Consider the following 16,146-nt stretch of genomic DNA (forward strand, 5'->3'; position numbering starts at 1 on the left):
GTGGCCGACGGGCCGCGCAGCGACATCCCCCTGCTCGTCGGTCGCACGCCCGTCGACGGCCGACCCGCGGCGTACGTCTGCCATCGTCAGGTGTGCGCCCGTCCCGTGACCCGACCAGAGGACCTCTGAGGAGGCACCATGCCCGCACCCGACCACAGTGAGATCGACCGGTTCGACGCCTACCTCGCCGCCCTTCCCGATCCCCAGCGGGCCGCCCTCGAGACCCTGCGCGACCAGATCGCGGCGGCCGCGCCGGACGCCGAGCGCGGGATCAGCTACGGGGCGCCGGCCTTCCGGCTGCACGGCCGCCCGCTCGCCGGCTTCTCCGCCGCGACCTCGCACCTGTCCTACCTGCCGTTCAGCCCCGAGGTGATCGGAGCCCACGCCGAGCGGCTCACCGGCTGGGGCACCTCGAAGGGCGCGATCCGCTTCACGCCCGAGCACCCGCTACCCGCGGACCTGGTCGTCTCGCTGGTGCGGGCCCGCCGGGCCGAGCTGGAGGCCTAGCCTCAGCGCAGCGAGTACGTCGCCAGCGAGACCCCCACGTAGTGGGTGACGAAGGCGAGGATCGTGAAGGAGTGGAACACCTCGTGGAAGCCGAACCAGCGCGGCCACGGGTCGGGGCGCCGGAAGCCGTACACGACGCCGCCGAGCGTGTAGAGCGCCCCGCCGACCAGCACCAGCACGAGCACCGCCGTGCCGACGCCGACACCGAGCTGGCGGGCGCCGGCGGCGAACTCGCCGAGGTAGGCGACCGCCGCCCAGCCGAGGGCGATGTAGATCGCGGTGTAGAGCCAGCGCGGCGCGGTGATCCAGAAGATCCGGAACAGGCCCCCGACGGCGGCCCCCACCCACACCACGGTGAGCATCACGACCCGGTCGCGACCGTGCAGCAGCAGCAGGCTGAACGGGGTGTAGGAGCCGGCGATGAGCAGGAAGATGTTCGCGTGGTCGAAGCGGGCCAGGAAACGGTGCACCCGCGGTGACCAGTGCCCCCGGTGGTAGACCGCGGAGACCGTGAACAGCAGCAGGGCCGAGGCGGCGTAGATGGCCGACCCGGTGCGCGTCGGTGCGTCGGGGGACAGCGCGATCAGCACGATCCCCGCGGCCAGCGTCAGCGGGGCCGTGGCGGCGTGCAGCCACCCGCGCAGCCGCGGCTTGACCTCGGCGAGCACGCCGTCCAGCTGCTCGTGCAGGTCCTCGACCCGGCCGCGGAGGAGGTCGTTCATGGACACCAAGGTACGGGACGCCCCCAGCGACGCGCCCGGCCACGGCGGATCGGGTGGCCGCGTCCAGGCCTCGCCCGAGGCTTGCGGCGGATACGATCGTCTGGTGGCCAGGTGGAAGGACGCGGTGCGACGGGTGCTCTACCCGGCCTACGAGGCCCGCGTCGTCAAGGGGCTGCCGGCCGACCGCATTCCCAAGCACGTGGGGGTGATGCTGGACGGCAACCGGCGCTGGGCCAAGTCCGTCGGCGCGGAGACCGCCGAGGGCTACCAGGCCGGCGCGGACCACATCCATCCCCTCCTGGGCTGGTGCGAGGAGGTGGGCGTCGAGGTCGTCACGCTCTGGCTGCTGTCCACCGATAACCTCAACCGGCCGCCCGACCAGCTGGCCGGCCTGCTGAACGTCATCGAGGGTGCGGTGGACTCCCTGGTGCGCACGCACCGCTACCGGCTGCACCCGGTCGGCGCTCTCGACCTGCTCCCCGCCTCCACCGCGGAACGGCTCAAGGCCGCAGAGGACGCCACCCGCGACGTCGACGGGCTCCTGGTCAACATCGCCGTCGGGTACGGCGGGCGCCGGGAGATCGCGGACGCGGTCCGCTCGCTGCTTCTCGAGCAGGCCGCCGAGGGGCGCACGATCGAGGAGCTGGCCGAGGTGGTCGACCCGGAGCACATCGCCGATCACCTGTACACCAAAGGACAGCCCGACCCCGACCTGGTCATCCGCACCTCCGGCGAGCAGCGCCTCGGCGGCTTCCTGCTCTGGCAGAGCGCGCACAGCGAGTTTTACTTCTGCGAGGCCCTGTGGCCGGACTTCCGCAAGGTGGACTTCCTGCGCGCGATCCGGGCCTACGCCGCGCGCGAGCGCCGCTTCGGCAGCTGAGCCGGTCCAGAAGTCACCAGCACTTCACCTCGCGGTCGGGCGTGTCGCCCCGGATCGGCCCGGCTCGCGTCGTACGTTCGCGGGCAACGGTGAGTGGGGAAGCTCACCGTATCGGGAGGCCCCTTTCGTGAGAGCTCACGAGTGCACCGCACGGCCCGCGGCCGTGTGCTGGGGAGCCGGCACTCCGGCCCCCGGGCGTGATCCCGGTCCGTCTGCGTGAACGAGGGCCGGGGCGAGGGTGCGCGCGCCGGCCGGTGAGGGGAAGCCCGTGTCGGTCGTGTCCCAGGATCCAGCCCGGACCGCCCCCGTGCCCGGCACCGTCCGCACCTTCGTCCTGGACACCAGCGTGCTGCTGGCAGACCCCGGGGCGCTGGGACGGTTCGCCGAGCACGAGGTCGTGCTCCCGGTGGTCGTGATCACCGAGCTGGAGGGCAAGCGGCACCACCCCGAGCTGGGCTACTTCGCCCGCACCGCCCTGCGCGCCCTCGACGACCTGCGGGTCACCCACGGGCGCCTGGACGAGCCCGTCCCGGTCGGGCAGCAGGGCGGCACCCTGCGCGTGGAGCTGAACCACACCGACGCGGCCGCCCTGCCCTCGGGGTTCCGGCTGGCCGACAACGACACCCGGATCCTGGCGGTGGCCCGCAACCTCGCCGACGAGGGTCGCGACGTCACCTTGGTCTCCAAGGACCTGCCGCTGCGGATCAAGGCCTCCGCGGTGGGTCTGGCCGCCGAGGAGTACGCCGCCGAGCAGGGCGGCTCCGGCTCGGACCCCGAGGTCGGGTACACGGGGATGGCCGAGCTCGACCTCACTGCGGCGGAGCTCGACGAGCTCTACGCGGACGGGACGCTCGCGCTGGCCGAGGCCCGCGACCTGCCCTGCCACTCGGGCCTGGTCCTGGTCTCCGACCGCGGCACCGCCCTGGGCCGGGTGGGTCCCGACAAGCTGGTCCACCTCGTGCGTGGCGACCGCGAGGCGTTCGGCATCCACGGGCGCTCGGCGGAGCAGCGGGTGGCGCTGGAGCTGCTGCTGGACCCCGAGGTCGGCATCGTGTCCCTGGGCGGCCGCGCCGGCACCGGCAAGTCCGCGCTGGCCCTGTGTGCGGGGCTGGAGGCGGTGATGGAGCGCCGCCAGCACCAGAAGGTGGTGGTCTTCCGCCCCCTGTACGCCGTCGGCGGGCAGGAGCTGGGGTACCTGCCCGGGTCGGAGTCGGAGAAGATGTCGCCCTGGGCCCAGGCCGTGTTCGACACCCTGGGTGCGGTCACCTCACGGGAGGTCATCGAGGAGGTGCTCGAGCGCGGGATGCTCGAGGTGCTGCCGCTCACGCACATCCGCGGCCGGTCGCTGCACGACGCCTTCGTGATCGTCGACGAGGCCCAGTCGCTGGAGCGCAACGTGCTGCTGACCGTGCTCTCCCGGATCGGTGCGAACTCCAAGGTGGTGCTCACCCACGACGTGGCCCAGCGCGACAACCTGCGGGTGGGCCGGCACGACGGGGTGGTGGCGGTGGTGGACAAGCTCAAGGGCCACCCGCTGTTCGCGCACGTCACGCTGACCCGGTCCGAGCGCTCGCCGATCGCCGCCCTGGTCACGGAGATGCTCGAGAACGTCGCACTCTGACCGCCTCCGGCGCGGGCCGTCTGGACCGCCTGTGGCACGAGTGGCTGGTGTGGTCCATGGGGCTGAACGGGCGGTGATGTGACGAGACTCGCGTGCGAAAACCCGTGTTCGGTTTGCACCAGGCCGATCACTCGGCCAAGGTGTTCCGTGACCGTTTCGTGACCTGGGTTGGGTCCCCGGGGATGAGGAGCGGTCGCTGCCCCCGCTGTCGAGCCCCTAGGTCCCTCTGTGTCAAAGCACAAAGCGTCGGTCCCTGCACGGCGTGCTCCCGCCCGTCGTACCCATGCCGGCGCGCACGCGGCGCCCCGGCGCGGGCCCGCGAAGGCGCTGCGCACCGGGGTCGTGATGACCTCCGTGGCGGCGGCTGCGACCGGCGTCGTGGTGTCCGGAGGGGTCCTGTCCGGCGACCCGGCACTGCCGGCGGCCGCCGACGCGCTCAGCGAGGTGAGCGCCGACGTCTCCGTGCCGGTGCCGCGGCTGGGCCTGCGGCCCCAGACCGGCACGACCGTCGAGCAGCCGGCCGCGCGTGAGGAGACGGTCTCCCGCTCCGACCAGCGGACCAGCACCGACCCGGCCAAGGCGGCCACGCTGTCCACCGACCCGAGGCCGGCGGTCGCGCACACCGAGGACCTGTCGGGCGCGGACCCGCGCACCATCGCGATGGCGCTGCTGCCGGAGTTCGGTTTCTCCGCCGACCAGTTCGCCTGCCTGGACCCGCTGTACGTCGGCGAGAGCGGCTGGCGGGTCGACGCGGACAACCCGACCTCCTCGGCGTACGGCATCCCGCAGGCGCTGCCGGGGTCGAAGATGGCCTCGGCCGGGGCCGACTGGGCGACCAACCCGGTCACCCAGATCCGGTGGGGTCTCGGCTACATCGCCGAGCGCTACGGCACTCCCTGCGGCGCGTGGTCGTTCAAGCAGGGCCACGGCTGGTACTGACCCACCCACCCGGCGGACGCCATGCGGGGGGAGCCGACGTCTGCTCCGTCCGGAGGACGTCGTGCGGGGCGGAGCCGGTCACCGGCCGGTCATCCGGTCCACGTCCAGGGCCTCGTCCAGCTCCTCCCGGGTGATCTCGCCGCGCTCCAGGTGCCCCTGGGCGAGCACGGCCTCTCGGATCGTGGTCCCGTCCGCGCGAGCCCGCTTCACCACGGCGGCGACGGCGTCGTACCCGAGGTGGCGGTTGAGCCCGGTGGCCACCGACGGGGAGGACTCCGCGTAGGCGCGCATCCGCGCGCGGTCGGCGGTGAGGCCGTCGACGCACCGGGTGGCCAGCAGCCGCGCGGCCGCGCCGAGCAGCCGGACCGACTCCAGGAGGTTGCGTGCCAGCACGGGCATCATCGTGTTGAGCTCGAAGCTGCCGGCGGCGCCGGCCCAGGCCACCGTGGCGTCGTTGCCCACCACCTGGGCGCACACCATCAGCGTGGCCTCCGGGACCACCGGGTTGACCTTTCCGGGCATGATGCTCGACCCGGGCTGGAGATCGGGCAGGTGGATCTCGGCGAGGCCGGTCGCCGGCCCGCTGGCCAGCCAGCGCAGGTCGTTGCTGATCTTGGTCAGGCCCACCGCGATCGTGCGCAGCACCCCGCTCAGCTCGACCAGCGAGTCGCGCGTGCCCTGGGCCTCGAAGTGGTCGCGGGCCTCGGTGAACCCGGCGCCGGTACGCCGGTCGAGGTCCGCGATGACCGCGGCGGCGAACCCGGGGACCGCGTTCAGGCCGGTGCCGACCGCGGTACCGCCCAGCGGCAGCTCGCGCACTCGCGGCAGCACGGCCTGCAGCCGCTCCGCGGCCCGCTCCACGGTGGCGGCGTACCCGCCCAGCTCCTGGCCGAAGGTCAGCGGGGTGGCGTCCATCAGGTGGGTGCGGCCGGCCTTGACCGCGTCGGCGTACTCGTCGGCCCTCGACCGCAGGCTGTCGCGCAGGGTGGCCAGGGCGGGGAGCAGGTCCCCGGTCACCGCCACCGTCGCGGCGACGTGGAGCGCCGTGGGGAAGATGTCGTTGGAGGACTGCCCGGCGTTGACGTCGTCGTTGGGGTGGACCGGGGTGCCGGTGCGCTCCGTGGCGAGCCGCGCGATCACCTCGTTCGCGTTCATGTTGCTGCTCGTGCCGGAGCCGGTCTGGAAGACGTCGACGGGGAAGTGCGCGTCGTGGCGTCCGGCGGCGACCTCCTCGGCCGCCCGTTCGACCGCCTCCGCCGTCGCGCGGTCCAGCACGCCCAGCTGACCGTTGACCCGGGCGGCTGCTGCTTTCACCAGGCCGAGGGCGTGCACCAGCCCAGGCTCCAGCCGGGTGCCGCTGACCGGGAAGTTCTCCACCGCACGCTGGGTCTGGGCCCCCCACAGGGCATCCGCGGGGACCTCCACCGCCCCCATCGAGTCGTGCTCCGTGCGTGCTGCCGGCTGCGTGCTCATCCCTTCGAGGTTACCCGCGCGACGTAGAGCCAGTACTGCTCCGCCCGTCCTTGCAGCCGCACGTCGAGGGCCCGCTCCTCGGTGGTGTCGAACACCTGGCCCATCGCCTGCTCGAGCCCGGGCGCCCGCGCGGCGGACCACACCACGGCGACGCCGCCCGGCCGGAGCACGTGACGGACGATGCGCAGGAACGGCACGTCGTACAGCGAGGCGTTGGCGGTGTGCACCAGGTTGCCCGGGCCGTTGTCGACGTCGAGCAGCACCAGGTCGTACGACGCCGCCCCCGCCTCGGCGAGGGCCTGCCCGACGTCGGCCACCACCAGCCGCAGCCGCCGGTCGGCGAGGAACCCGGGGCCGTGCGGGACGGTCCCGTCCCGCATCCAGCCGACCAGGGCGGGCTCGATCTCCACCACGGTGCACCGGTGGACGCGGGCGTCGGCGAGCACGGCGTGCATGGTGAAGCCCAGGCCGAGCCCGCCCACCAGCACCTCGCGAGGCTCCTCGACCAGCGCCAGGGCGGTGGCGGCGAGGGCCTGCTCGGTCCCGGTCTCCGCGCTGTCCATCACGTAGACCCCGTTGGCCCGCAGCTCGACGACCCCGGGACCCCGCTCGGCGCGCCGCTCGCGCAGCACCAGCTCCCCGCGCGGGGACGTGGCACGGCCGAGCTCGACGTACTCCATGGCCACCAGCATCCCAGGACGTCACACGGACGGAGCCGACCTCGGCTCCGTCCGTACGACGTTGTGCGGGGCGCGCGGCCCGGCGGCGCCTACTCGGCCGAGCGGACCCGGAGCCCCGACAGCGGCACCGTCACCGCACCACCCGGGTCGGCGAAGAAGTCGTTGCCCTTGTCGTCGACGACGATGAAGGCGGGGAAGTCCTCGACCTCGATCTTCCAGACCGCCTCCATGCCCAGCTCGGGGTACTCCAGCACCGCCACCGACCTGATGCAGTCCTGCGCGAGCCGCGCGGCCGGGCCGCCGATCGAGCCGAGGTAGAACCCTCCGTGCGCCGCGCAGGCCTCGGTCACGGCACGCGAGCGGTTGCCCTTCGCCAGCATCACCATCGAGCCGCCCGCGGCCTGGAACTGCTCGACGTAGGAGTCCATCCGCCCGGCCGTGGTGGGCCCGAAGGACCCCGAGGGCATCCCGGCCGGCGTCTTGGCCGGCCCGGCGTAGTAGACCGCGTGGTCGCGCAGGTACGCCGGCATCGGCTCGCCGGCGTCCAGCCGCTCCTTGATCTTGGCGTGCGCGATGTCTCGCGCGACCACCAGTGGTCCGGTCAGCGACAGCCGGGTCTTCACCGGGTGCCGGCTGAGCTCGGCGAGGATCTCCGGCATCGGCCGGTTCAGGTCGATCGCGACCACCTCGCCGCCCTCGATCAGGTGCGCCTCGGTCGTGTCGGGCAGGAACCGTGCCGGATCAGTCTCCAGCTGCTCGAGGAACACTCCCTCCGCCGTGATCTTGCCCAGCGCCTGCCGGTCGGCCGAGCAGGAGACCGCGATCGCGACCGGGCACGACGCGCCGTGCCGCGGCAGCCGCACCACCCGGACGTCGTGGCAGAAGTACTTGCCACCGAACTGCGCCCCGATGCCGAAGGAGCGCGTCAGCTCGACGACCTGCTGCTCCAGCTCGAGGTCGCGGAAGCCGTGCGCCGCCATCGAGCCCGACGTCGGCAGGTGGTCGAGATAGTGCGCCGAGGCGTACTTCGCGGTCTTCAGCGCGAACTCCGCGGACGTGCCGCCGATCACCACCGCGAGGTGGTACGGCGGGCACGCGGCCGTGCCGAGCGAACGGATCTTCTCGTCCAGGAAGCCGAGCATCCGCTCGGGGTTCAGCACCGCCTTGGTCTCCTGGAAGAGGAAGGACTTGTTGGCCGAGCCGCCCCCCTTGGCCATGAACAGGAACTTGTACGCCGGGGTGCCGTCGTGGTCGGGCGTGGAGTAGAGCTCGATCTGGGCCGGCAGGTTCGTGCCGGTGTTCCGCTCCTCGTACGTCGTCAGCGGTGCGAGCTGGGAGTAGCGCAGGTTCAGCCGGGTGTAGGCGTCGAACACGCCATGCGAGATCGCCTCGCCGTCGTCGACGCCGGTCAGCACCCCCTCGGACTTCTTGCCCATCACGATGGCGGTGCCGGTGTCCTGGCACATCGGCAGCACCCCGCCGGCAGAGATGTTGACGTTCCTCAGCAGGTCGAGCGCCACGAACCGGTCGTTGCCGGAGGCCTCCGGGTCGTCGATGATCCGCCGCAGCTGGGCCAGGTGCGCAGGTCGCAGGTAGTGGGCGATGTCGTGCATCGCCTCGGCGGTGAGCCGTCGGATCGCGTCCGGTGAGACCCGCAGGAAGGTCCGGCCGTCGGCCTCGAACGTGGACACCCCCTCCGTGGTCACCAGCCGGTACGGCGTGTCGTCCGGCCCGGTCGGCAGCAGGTCGGAGTAGCGGAACTCGGGGTCGGTCGAGGGGCTGGTCGTCACACTCAGAGGCTAGTCCAGCCCACTACGCTGGCGTCATGGCTGGAGAGCTCGAACCTCCCGACCCGTCGCTGCTGCGCATCTCCGACACCGACCGCAACCACGTCGCCGAGGTGCTGCGCGCCGCCGCGGGCGAGGGGCGCATCGACCTCGACGAGCTCGACCAGCGCCTGGAGGCCACCTACGCCGCCAAGACCTACGCCGACCTGGTGCCGATCACGATCGACCTGCCCGAACGGCCCGGCCCCGGCGCGCAGCCCCCGGTGCCGCGCCGGGCGGCCCCGGTGCCGGCGGCGACCCACGCGCGGTCCTTCGCGCTGATGTCGGAGTGCGTGCGCCACGGCGCCTGGCAGGTGCCCGAGGAGCACGCGGTGCTCGCGGTCATGGGGTCGGTGCGGCTGGACCTGCGCGAGGCCAGCTTCATGGCTCAGGAGACCACCATCCGGGTGGGCGCTGTGATGGCCGGCGTGGACGTCATCGTCGACGAGCGCACGCACGTGATCGTGGACGGCGTCGGGGTGATGGGCGAGTTCACCCAGGGTCGTGACAAGGTGCCGGCCCGGGTCACGCCGGACTCTCCGGTGGTGCGCGTGAAGGGGCTGGCCCTGATGTCGGGGGTGACCGTGGTCCGCCGGGCTCGAGAGCCGGGGGAGCCGGCGGACTGAGGCCGAGTCGCGCGTCAGTGCTCGACCGCGCGCAGCGGGTCTCGGCGGCGCCCGGCCCCCGGGGCGCTCGTGGAGCCCCGGAGCACCAGCCGGGTGGGCACGACGACGTGGTGGCGGGAGAGCTCGTCGCCGGACACCAGAGCCAGCGCCATCTCGCCCGCGAGCCGGCCCTGCTCGGCCACCGACTGGTCCACCGTGTCGAGACCGAACACGCCGGCCAGGGGGTGCCCGTCCACGCCGATCACCGACACGTCCTCGGGCACCCGCAGGCCCCTGGTGTGCAGCTCGTGCGTCGCGCTGAGGGCGATCTCGTCGGAGAAGGCGAAGACGGCGGTGGGTGGCTCGGGCAGGTCGAGCAGAGCCGCCATCCCGCTGGCGCCGGCCTCGATGCCGAAGGGCCGGGTCACGACGTACGCCGGGTCGGGCTCGAGCCCGGCGGCCAGCAGGGCTTCCCGGTAGCCGCGACTGCGCTCGGCGTCGGAGGACCAGTAGGTGCCCTCGGTGTCGCTGGTGCGGATCATGCCGATCCGGCGGTGACCCAGCCGGGTCAGGTGTCCCACGGCAGTGGCGGCCACCGCCGCGTCGTCCACCCGCACGTGGGGGTGCTGCCCGATCTGCCCGCCCGCCACCACCACGTGCACGCGCATCAGCCCGAGCCTGGACGCCTCGTGGTGCAGGACGGGTAGCGCGACCAGCACGAGTGCGTCCACCTTGCGGCGCGCCGGCAGCTCGCGGAAGAACCGGGTGCGCTGCTCGACGCCGTCGACCTGGTAGAGCAGGACGTCGAGGCCCGCGTCGGTGAGCACCCGGTTGATGCTGGCCAGCATCGTCGCGTAGAACCAGATGTCCGCGCGCGGGAGGACAACGGCCACCCGGCCGGTGACCCGTTTGGCGAGCGCGGACGCCTCTGGGGAAACGACGTAGGCCATCTCCTCGGCGATCGTCTTGATCCGGCGGCGCGTCTGGTCGCTGACTCCGGGCAGGTCGCGCAGGGCACGCGACACGGTGGCGGTCGACACCCCGGCCCGGGCGGCGACGTCGGCCATGGTGAGTTGGTGCCTCTGCGGCAGCGTGCTCACCTCCTCCTGGCGCGCCCTCGACGTCCAACCGTTGCACAGTCGCAACCTCGCGGTGTGACGTGGGGCATTGACTTGCAGTGTGCGGGTGCAGCAGGCTTGCACGCAAGCGTTTGCGTGACGATCGCCACCCTCCGGGACCGACGAACGCACACGCGGAGCAGCACAGCAGGGCCGCGTTGGCCGGTGTGTGAGGCCACCCGCGCGGCCGTCGATGCGAGGTAGGGAGAAATCGCAATGGCAAGGAGTTCCATGCGCCGGGTGGCAGCGCTCAGCGTGACCGCGGCGCTCGCGCTCACGGCCACCGGCTGCCTGTCCAGCGGTGACGACGGAGGCGGCGGCAGCGACACGGTCACGGTCTGGACAAGCGTCGACCAGCCCGTCTCGGACGGCCTGGAGAAGGCCGTCAAGGCCAAGGCCGACGCCGACGGCATCAAGATCGACTGGCAGCGCGTCGAGAACATCAACCAGCTGATCATGACCAAGATCCAGGCGAACGACGCCCCCGACATCGCGATGATCCCGCAGCCCGGTGTGGTCGCCGACATCGTCCGGCGCGGCGCGGCGTACCCCCTCGACGACGTGGTCGACATGAGCGCGCTGCAGTCGAGCATGGTCCCCGGCACCCTGGACGCCGGAACCGTCGACGGCAAGCTCTACGGCCTGCTGATCTCGATGAACATCAAGAGCCTGGTCTGGTACAACAAGCCCGCCTGGGAGAAGGCCGGCTACACCGCGCCCGAGTCCATCGACCAGCTCAACGCGCTCACCGACCAGATGAAGAAGGACGGCAACACCCCGTGGTGCATGGGCATCGAGTCCGACACCGCCACCGGCTGGCCGGCCACCGACTGGTTCGAAGAGCTGATCATGAAGTACGGCGGCCCGGACGTGTACAACCAGTGGGTCACCCACGAGATCCCGTTCGACTCCGACGTGGTCAGGCAGGCGGCCAAGGAGTTCGAGGAGCTGATGTTCACCGAGGGCAACGTGCTCGGTGGCCAGAAGGCGATCTCGAGCACCAACTTCGGCACCGCCGGCAACCCGATGTTCGAGGACCCGCCCAAGTGCTGGATGTACAAGCAGGGCAGCTTCATCACCGGGTTCTTCCCCGACAGCACGACCAGCGACCTTGACACGAACGTGGGCGTCTTCGGGTTCCCGTGGGCGACCGAGGACCAGAAGCCCGTGCTCGGTGGCGGTGACCTCGGGGTGCTGATGAGCGACAGCGACAACGCCAAGAAGGTCATGGGGTACCTGTCGGAGACCGACATCGGCAACGACGCGGCGCCGAACAGCTCGTTCATCTCGCCGCACAAGGACTTCGACATGAGCCTGTACCCCAATGAGATCACCCGGCAGGTGGCCGACGTGGGCTACAACGCCACCACGTTCCTCTTCGACGGCTCCGACCAGATGCCGGGCGAGGTCGGTGCGGGTTCGTTCTGGAAGGAGATGACCGCGTGGATCTCCGGACAGCAGGACCTGGACACCACGCTGAAGAACATCGACAACAGCTGGCCCAGCTGACCTGACGATGACACGGTCCGGGCGGGAGCAGCCCCCGTCGGTGCGCTCCCGCCCGGACCCACCGCCCGGCTTCGAATCCGGCCGGGGTGATTGACCTGCCGCATGTGGCCACGGAAAGGTGCTGCCCATGACCGACATCACCATCAAGCTGATCAACGCGGTGCTGGCGGTGGTGGCCGGCATCGGCATCGCGCTGGCGCTCTACTGGGTGCTCAACAAGCTCGCCGAGCTCCTGCCCGGTCGCAACGAGGACCGGATCAAGCCCTACCTGTACATCCTGCCGGCGTACCTCGCGATCACGGTCTACCTGATCTGGCCGACGATCCAGTCGGTGATCGCCAGCTTCCAGAACGACATCGGGACCGAGTGGGTCGGGACCGACAACTACACCAAGCTGCTCAGCGACCCGGCGTTCCGGAGCACCATCTACAACACGTTCCTGTGGATGCTGGTGGTGCCGGCCGCCTGCATCGTGATCGGGCTCGCGGTGGCGACGCTGGCCGACCGGCTCAGCCCGCGGGGAGAGAAGTTCAGCAAGACGATCATCTTCCTGCCGATGGCCATCAGCGCCATCGGTGCCGCGACGGTCTGGAACTTCGTCTACGAGACCCGGCCCGAGGGTCAGCCCCAGATCGGCCTCCTCAACGCGATCGTCACCGCCTTCGGCCACGCCCCGGTCGCCTGGCTCGAGCAGAGCCAGCTCCACTTCAACAGCTTCATGCTGATGGTGGTGCTGCTGTGGGCCCAGGTCGGCTTCTCGATGGTGCTGCTGTCCTCCGCGGTCAAGGGCGTCCCGGTCGACACCCTGGAGGCGGCCCGCATCGACGGTGCCAACGAGTGGCAGATCTTCTTCCGGGTGGTGATCCCCCAGATCAAGGGCACGATCATCACCGTGTTCATCACCGTGCTGATCACCGTGATGAAGATCTTCGACATCATCTACGTGATGACCAACGGCAACTTCAACACCAACGTCGTCGGCAACGAGTTCTACAACCAGTTCAGCACGTACTTCAACAACGGGACCGCGTCAGCGATCGTGGTCATGCTGATGATCGCGGTGATCCCGATCATGATCTACCAGGTCCGGCACTTCAAGGCCGAGGAGGCTGCGGCATGAGCAGCACCGCACAGGTTCCCCCCGTCACCGCCACGGAGACCAAGCAGAAGCGCAAGGCCACCCACTTCGACGCCAACCCCGCGAAGGCGGGGTGGGCGACCAAGCTGGTGCTGACCGTCTTGTGCCTGGCCTGGTTCATCCCCGTGCTGGGCACCTTCATCACCTCGTTCCGGCCGCTGGAGCAGGCGGAGTCCAGCGGCTGGTGGCAGGTGTTCACCCAGCCCTCCTACATCAAGGACTTCACCCTCGAGAACTACCACGAGGCGCTGGTCGGGAAGGGCATGGGTGACGCGTTCATCAACTCGTTCGCGATCGTGCTGCCCGCGACGTTCATCCCGATCCTGATCGCCGCGTTCGCGGCGTACGCCTTCACGTTCATGGAGTTCTGGGGCCGCGACTTCCTGTTCCTGGCCATCGTCAGCCTGCTCGTGGTCCCCAACTACGTGGCCTTCGTGCCGTTGTCGAAGATCTACGGCAACCTCGGCATGAGCGGGACCTTCCCGGCGGTGTGGCTGGCCCACATCGGGTTCGGCATGTCCTTGGCGATCTACATCCTGCGCAACTACATGGCCACGCTGCCCCGGACCGTGATCGAGTCGGCGAAGATCGACGGTGCCAGCCACTACCAGACCTTCTTCCGGCTGATCCTTCCGATGTCGGTGCCGGCGCTGGCGGCGTTCGCGATCTTCCAGTTCCTGTGGGTGTGGAACGACCTGCTGGTCGCGCTGGTCTTCATCGGCCCGGGTGAGAACGAGCCCGTGACCGTGGCGCTGACCCACCTCAAGGGCCAGCTGGGCCAAGGCTGGAACCTCACCACCGCGGGTGGCTTCTTCACGATGATCGTGCCGATCGCGGTGTTCCTCGCGCTGCAGCGGTTCTTCGTCCGAGGCCTCACCGCGGGAGCTGTCAAGGGCTGACCCCCACGGGCCGACGCCCGTGCCGGTCCCGGTCCGGCGCGGGCGTCCCCGGCGACGCTGCCCGAGGAGGGCCCATGCTGTTCCCCGCCCCGGCCGGCGGCGGTGGCCACACCGCAGTCGAGCTCGAGCTCACCGACGCCGGGCTCCCGACCGTGCTGTGGACCGGGTACGTCGACGGCGCGGCGGACCTCGACGGTGCCGTTCCCCTGCTGCCCAAGGGGCCCGGCACGCCGCTGCTGGGCGAGCATGCGCACGGCCGGTACACCCGGCCGCACCTGCGCGGCCACCGCGTCTCTCCCGAGGGTGGGGGACTGGCCACGGGGCTGGGCTGGAGCACCCGGTTCGTCGTGGACCGGGTGGACGTCGAGACGGACCGTCTTCAGGTAGCCGCCTCCGACGTCGCGGCGGGTCTGAAGCTCCTGGTGGAGCTGGAGGGCGTGCCCGGAGGCGCCCTGCGCGGGCGGTGCAGCGTCACGAACACGGCGCCGGGCTGGTACGTCGTGGAGGGGCTCGAGGTGGTCCTGCCGGTCGCGGACGATCTCACCGAGGCCCTCGACTTCACCGGCAGGCACGAGCGGGAGCGGACGCCGCAGCGGCACCCCGTCACCGACGGGCTCTGGCTGCGGGAGTCCCGGGGCGGGCGCCCCGGACTCGATTCCGCCACCATGCTGGTGCTGGGGAGCCCGGGGTTCACCACCACCCGGGGCCAGGTGCTCGCGGCGCACGTCGCCTGGAGCGGCAACAGCGTGCTCCGCCTCGAGCGCAGCGCGGCCACCGGCACCACGCTCGGCGGCGGCGAGCTGCTGCAGCCCGGTGAGGTGGCGCTCGGCACCGGCGAGACCTACCAGAGCCCCTGGGTCTACTTCGCGGCCGCCGAGGATGGGCTCGACGGCCTCGCCGCGGTGTGGCACACCTACCAGCGCGGGCTGGCGGCACATCCGGCGCAGCAGCCGGTGACGCTCAACGTGTGGGAGGCCGTCTACTTCGACCTCAAGCCGGATCGGCTGGCCGGCATCGCCGACCGGGCCGCTTCGGTCGGGGTCGAGCGCTTCGTGCTGGACGACGGCTGGTTCCGGGGGAGACGTGACGACACGGCCGGCCTGGGGGACTGGTGGGTCGACCCCGACGTGCTGCCCGAGGGGCTGACCCCCCTGGTCGAGCACGTGCGCGGCCTGGGCATGGAGTTCGGCCTGTGGTTCGAGCCGGAGATGGTCAACCCTGACTCCGACCTCTACCGCGAGCACCCTGACTGGATCCTGGCGACCGGGGACCGGGTGCCGCTGCTGCACCGGAACCAGCTGGTGCTGGACCTCAGCCGTCCCGAGGTCACCGACTTCCTCTTCGACCGGATGCACGACCTGCTCTCGACGTACCCCATCGACTACGTGAAGTGGGACCACAACCGAGACCTGCTGGAGGCCGGCACCGCGGGCCGGGGTGGGGCCCCCGCGGCCCGCGAGCAGACCCTCGCCTACTACCGGCTGCTGGACCGGCTGCGAGCCGCGCACCCGCACGTCGCCTGGGAGTCCTGCGCCTCCGGCGGCGGCCGGATCGACCTGGGTGTGCTCGAGCGGGTGCAGCGGGTGTGGACCTCGGACATGACCGACGCGCTGGCCCGGCAGCAGATCCAGCGCTGGACCGTGCAGCTGGTGGCGCCGGAGTACCTCGGTGCGCACATCTCCTCGCCGGTGTCGCACACGACCTGGCGCACGCTGTCGTTGGACTTCCGCGCCGCGACCGCGCTCTTCGGGGCGTTCGGCATCGAGTGGGACCTCACCGCCGCCACCCAGGACGACCTCGACCGGCTGGCGGTGTGGGTGCGGAGGTACCAGCGGCTGCGGCCGCTCCTGCACAGTGGGCGGGTGGTGCGCCCGGAGTCCAGCGACCCGACCGTGCTGCTGCACGGCGTGGTCTCGCCGTCCCGGGACGAGGCGCTGCTCGCGCACGTCCAGCTGGACGAGTCGGCCCACAACCGGGGGGTGCAGGTCCGCGTGCCGGGGCTGGACCCCGAGGCCGCCTACGCGCTGGCGTGGGAAGGGCCGGTGATCCCGTTCGAGGTCTCGATGGCGCCGGCCCTCCCCGAGGCCGGACCCACCCAGGGTCGGCTGGTCACCGGGCGGGCCCTGGAGGTGCGGGGGTTCTGGATGCCGCGCTGCCGCCCGGAGACCGCGACGTTGGTGCACGTCACGCGCAGCAGCGTCGACAGCGCCACAGGGAGCCGCTAGCGTG

The 16,146-nt window shown here is 71.4% G+C and carries 14 protein-coding genes; 9 read left to right on the forward strand and 5 right to left on the reverse strand.

Going from position 1 to position 16,146, the window contains the following annotated elements; all coding sequences use genetic code 11:
• Positions 1–138: 138 nt before the first annotated feature.
• On the forward strand, positions 139–507 hold the full coding sequence (locus tag PLP61_RS03605; RefSeq protein ID WP_324500440.1) for an iron chaperone: 369 nt from the start codon (positions 139–141) through the stop codon (positions 505–507).
• Between the two features lie 2 nt (positions 508–509).
• On the opposite strand, the gene trhA is transcribed toward PLP61_RS03605, so the two are convergent.
• Positions 510–1,229 (reverse strand): PAQR family membrane homeostasis protein TrhA, encoded by a 720-nt coding sequence (gene trhA / locus PLP61_RS03610; protein WP_324500442.1) that lies wholly within the window; start codon positions 1,227–1,229, stop codon positions 510–512.
• Between the two features lie 103 nt (positions 1,230–1,332).
• On the opposite strand from trhA, the gene PLP61_RS03615 reads away from it, so the two are divergent.
• From PLP61_RS03615 to PLP61_RS03625, 3 genes are all read left to right on the forward strand, one after another.
• Complete coding sequence (locus tag PLP61_RS03615) at positions 1,333–2,109, forward strand: isoprenyl transferase (RefSeq protein ID WP_324500444.1); 777 nt, start codon at positions 1,333–1,335, stop codon at positions 2,107–2,109.
• A gap of 277 nt (positions 2,110–2,386) precedes the next feature.
• Entirely contained in the window at positions 2,387–3,730 is a 1,344-nt protein-coding gene (gene phoH2, locus PLP61_RS03620; protein WP_502888935.1) for an RNA 5'-3' helicase PhoH2, read from the forward strand.
• A gap of 345 nt (positions 3,731–4,075) precedes the next feature.
• On the forward strand, positions 4,076–4,669 hold the full coding sequence (locus PLP61_RS03625; RefSeq protein WP_324500447.1) for an aggregation-promoting factor C-terminal-like domain-containing protein: 594 nt from the start codon (positions 4,076–4,078) through the stop codon (positions 4,667–4,669).
• Between the two features lie 78 nt (positions 4,670–4,747).
• Here the strand turns inward: PLP61_RS03625 and PLP61_RS03630 are convergent, their stop codons facing one another.
• The 3 genes from PLP61_RS03630 to PLP61_RS03640 form a co-directional block, all read right to left on the reverse strand.
• A complete protein-coding gene (locus PLP61_RS03630; protein ID WP_324500449.1) occupies positions 4,748–6,142 on the reverse strand; it encodes a class II fumarate hydratase in 1,395 nt (464 codons plus the stop codon).
• The gene (locus PLP61_RS03635) at positions 6,139–6,822 is read right to left on the reverse strand and encodes a spermidine synthase (RefSeq protein WP_324500451.1); all 684 of its coding nucleotides are present in this window, start codon (positions 6,820–6,822) and stop codon (positions 6,139–6,141) included. Before PLP61_RS03635 ends, PLP61_RS03630 begins: the two co-directional genes overlap by 4 nt.
• A gap of 89 nt (positions 6,823–6,911) precedes the next feature.
• Positions 6,912–8,612: a fumarate hydratase gene (locus PLP61_RS03640; protein WP_324500453.1), complete on the reverse strand. Its 1,701-nt coding sequence runs from the start codon at positions 8,610–8,612 to the stop codon at positions 6,912–6,914.
• Between the two features lie 35 nt (positions 8,613–8,647).
• Here PLP61_RS03640 and PLP61_RS03645 point away from each other — a divergent pair, with 35 nt between their 5' ends.
• Entirely contained in the window at positions 8,648–9,274 is a 627-nt protein-coding gene (locus tag PLP61_RS03645) for a DUF1707 SHOCT-like domain-containing protein (protein WP_324500455.1), read from the forward strand.
• A 14-nt stretch (positions 9,275–9,288) separates the two neighbouring features.
• On the opposite strand, the gene PLP61_RS03650 is transcribed toward PLP61_RS03645, so the two are convergent.
• The gene (locus tag PLP61_RS03650; protein WP_324500457.1) at positions 9,289–10,320 is read right to left on the reverse strand and encodes a LacI family DNA-binding transcriptional regulator; all 1,032 of its coding nucleotides are present in this window, start codon (positions 10,318–10,320) and stop codon (positions 9,289–9,291) included.
• 282 nt (positions 10,321–10,602) lie between these two features.
• On the opposite strand from PLP61_RS03650, the gene PLP61_RS03655 reads away from it, so the two are divergent.
• From PLP61_RS03655 to PLP61_RS03670, 4 genes are all read left to right on the forward strand, one after another.
• On the forward strand, positions 10,603–11,880 hold the full coding sequence (locus PLP61_RS03655) for an ABC transporter substrate-binding protein (protein WP_324500459.1): 1,278 nt from the start codon (positions 10,603–10,605) through the stop codon (positions 11,878–11,880).
• A gap of 127 nt (positions 11,881–12,007) precedes the next feature.
• Positions 12,008–13,000, forward strand: coding sequence for a carbohydrate ABC transporter permease (locus PLP61_RS03660; protein ID WP_324500461.1), 993 nt, complete (start codon positions 12,008–12,010; stop codon positions 12,998–13,000).
• On the forward strand, positions 12,997–13,917 hold the full coding sequence (locus PLP61_RS03665) for a carbohydrate ABC transporter permease (RefSeq protein WP_324500463.1): 921 nt from the start codon (positions 12,997–12,999) through the stop codon (positions 13,915–13,917). The genes PLP61_RS03660 and PLP61_RS03665 overlap by 4 nt, the downstream gene beginning before the upstream one ends.
• Before the next feature lie 74 nt (positions 13,918–13,991).
• Entirely contained in the window at positions 13,992–16,142 is a 2,151-nt protein-coding gene (locus PLP61_RS03670; RefSeq protein ID WP_324500465.1) for an alpha-galactosidase, read from the forward strand.
• The last annotated feature ends 4 nt before the right edge of the window (positions 16,143–16,146 follow it).

It is taken from the genome of Nocardioides sp., assembly GCF_035429765.1.
Classification (GTDB): domain Bacteria; phylum Actinomycetota; class Actinomycetes; order Propionibacteriales; family Nocardioidaceae; genus Nocardioides.

Coding starts and splice junctions, on each gene's coding strand:
- PLP61_RS03605 (WP_324500440.1), top strand. CDS start 139: ATGCCCGCACCCGACCACAGTGAGATCGACCGGTTCGACGCCTACCTC.
- trhA (WP_324500442.1), bottom strand. CDS start 1,229: ATGAACGACCTCCTCCGCGGCCGGGTCGAGGACCTGCACGAGCAGCTG.
- PLP61_RS03625 (WP_324500447.1), top strand. CDS start 4,076: ATGACCTCCGTGGCGGCGGCTGCGACCGGCGTCGTGGTGTCCGGAGGG.
- PLP61_RS03630 (WP_324500449.1), bottom strand. CDS start 6,142: ATGAGCACGCAGCCGGCAGCACGCACGGAGCACGACTCGATGGGGGCG.
- PLP61_RS03635 (WP_324500451.1), bottom strand. CDS start 6,822: ATGGAGTACGTCGAGCTCGGCCGTGCCACGTCCCCGCGCGGGGAGCTG.
- PLP61_RS03645 (WP_324500455.1), top strand. CDS start 8,648: ATGGCTGGAGAGCTCGAACCTCCCGACCCGTCGCTGCTGCGCATCTCC.
- PLP61_RS03650 (WP_324500457.1), bottom strand. CDS start 10,320: ATGGCCGACGTCGCCGCCCGGGCCGGGGTGTCGACCGCCACCGTGTCG.
- PLP61_RS03655 (WP_324500459.1), top strand. CDS start 10,603: ATGCGCCGGGTGGCAGCGCTCAGCGTGACCGCGGCGCTCGCGCTCACG.
- PLP61_RS03660 (WP_324500461.1), top strand. CDS start 12,008: ATGACCGACATCACCATCAAGCTGATCAACGCGGTGCTGGCGGTGGTG.
- PLP61_RS03665 (WP_324500463.1), top strand. CDS start 12,997: ATGAGCAGCACCGCACAGGTTCCCCCCGTCACCGCCACGGAGACCAAG.
- PLP61_RS03670 (WP_324500465.1), top strand. CDS start 13,992: ATGCTGTTCCCCGCCCCGGCCGGCGGCGGTGGCCACACCGCAGTCGAG.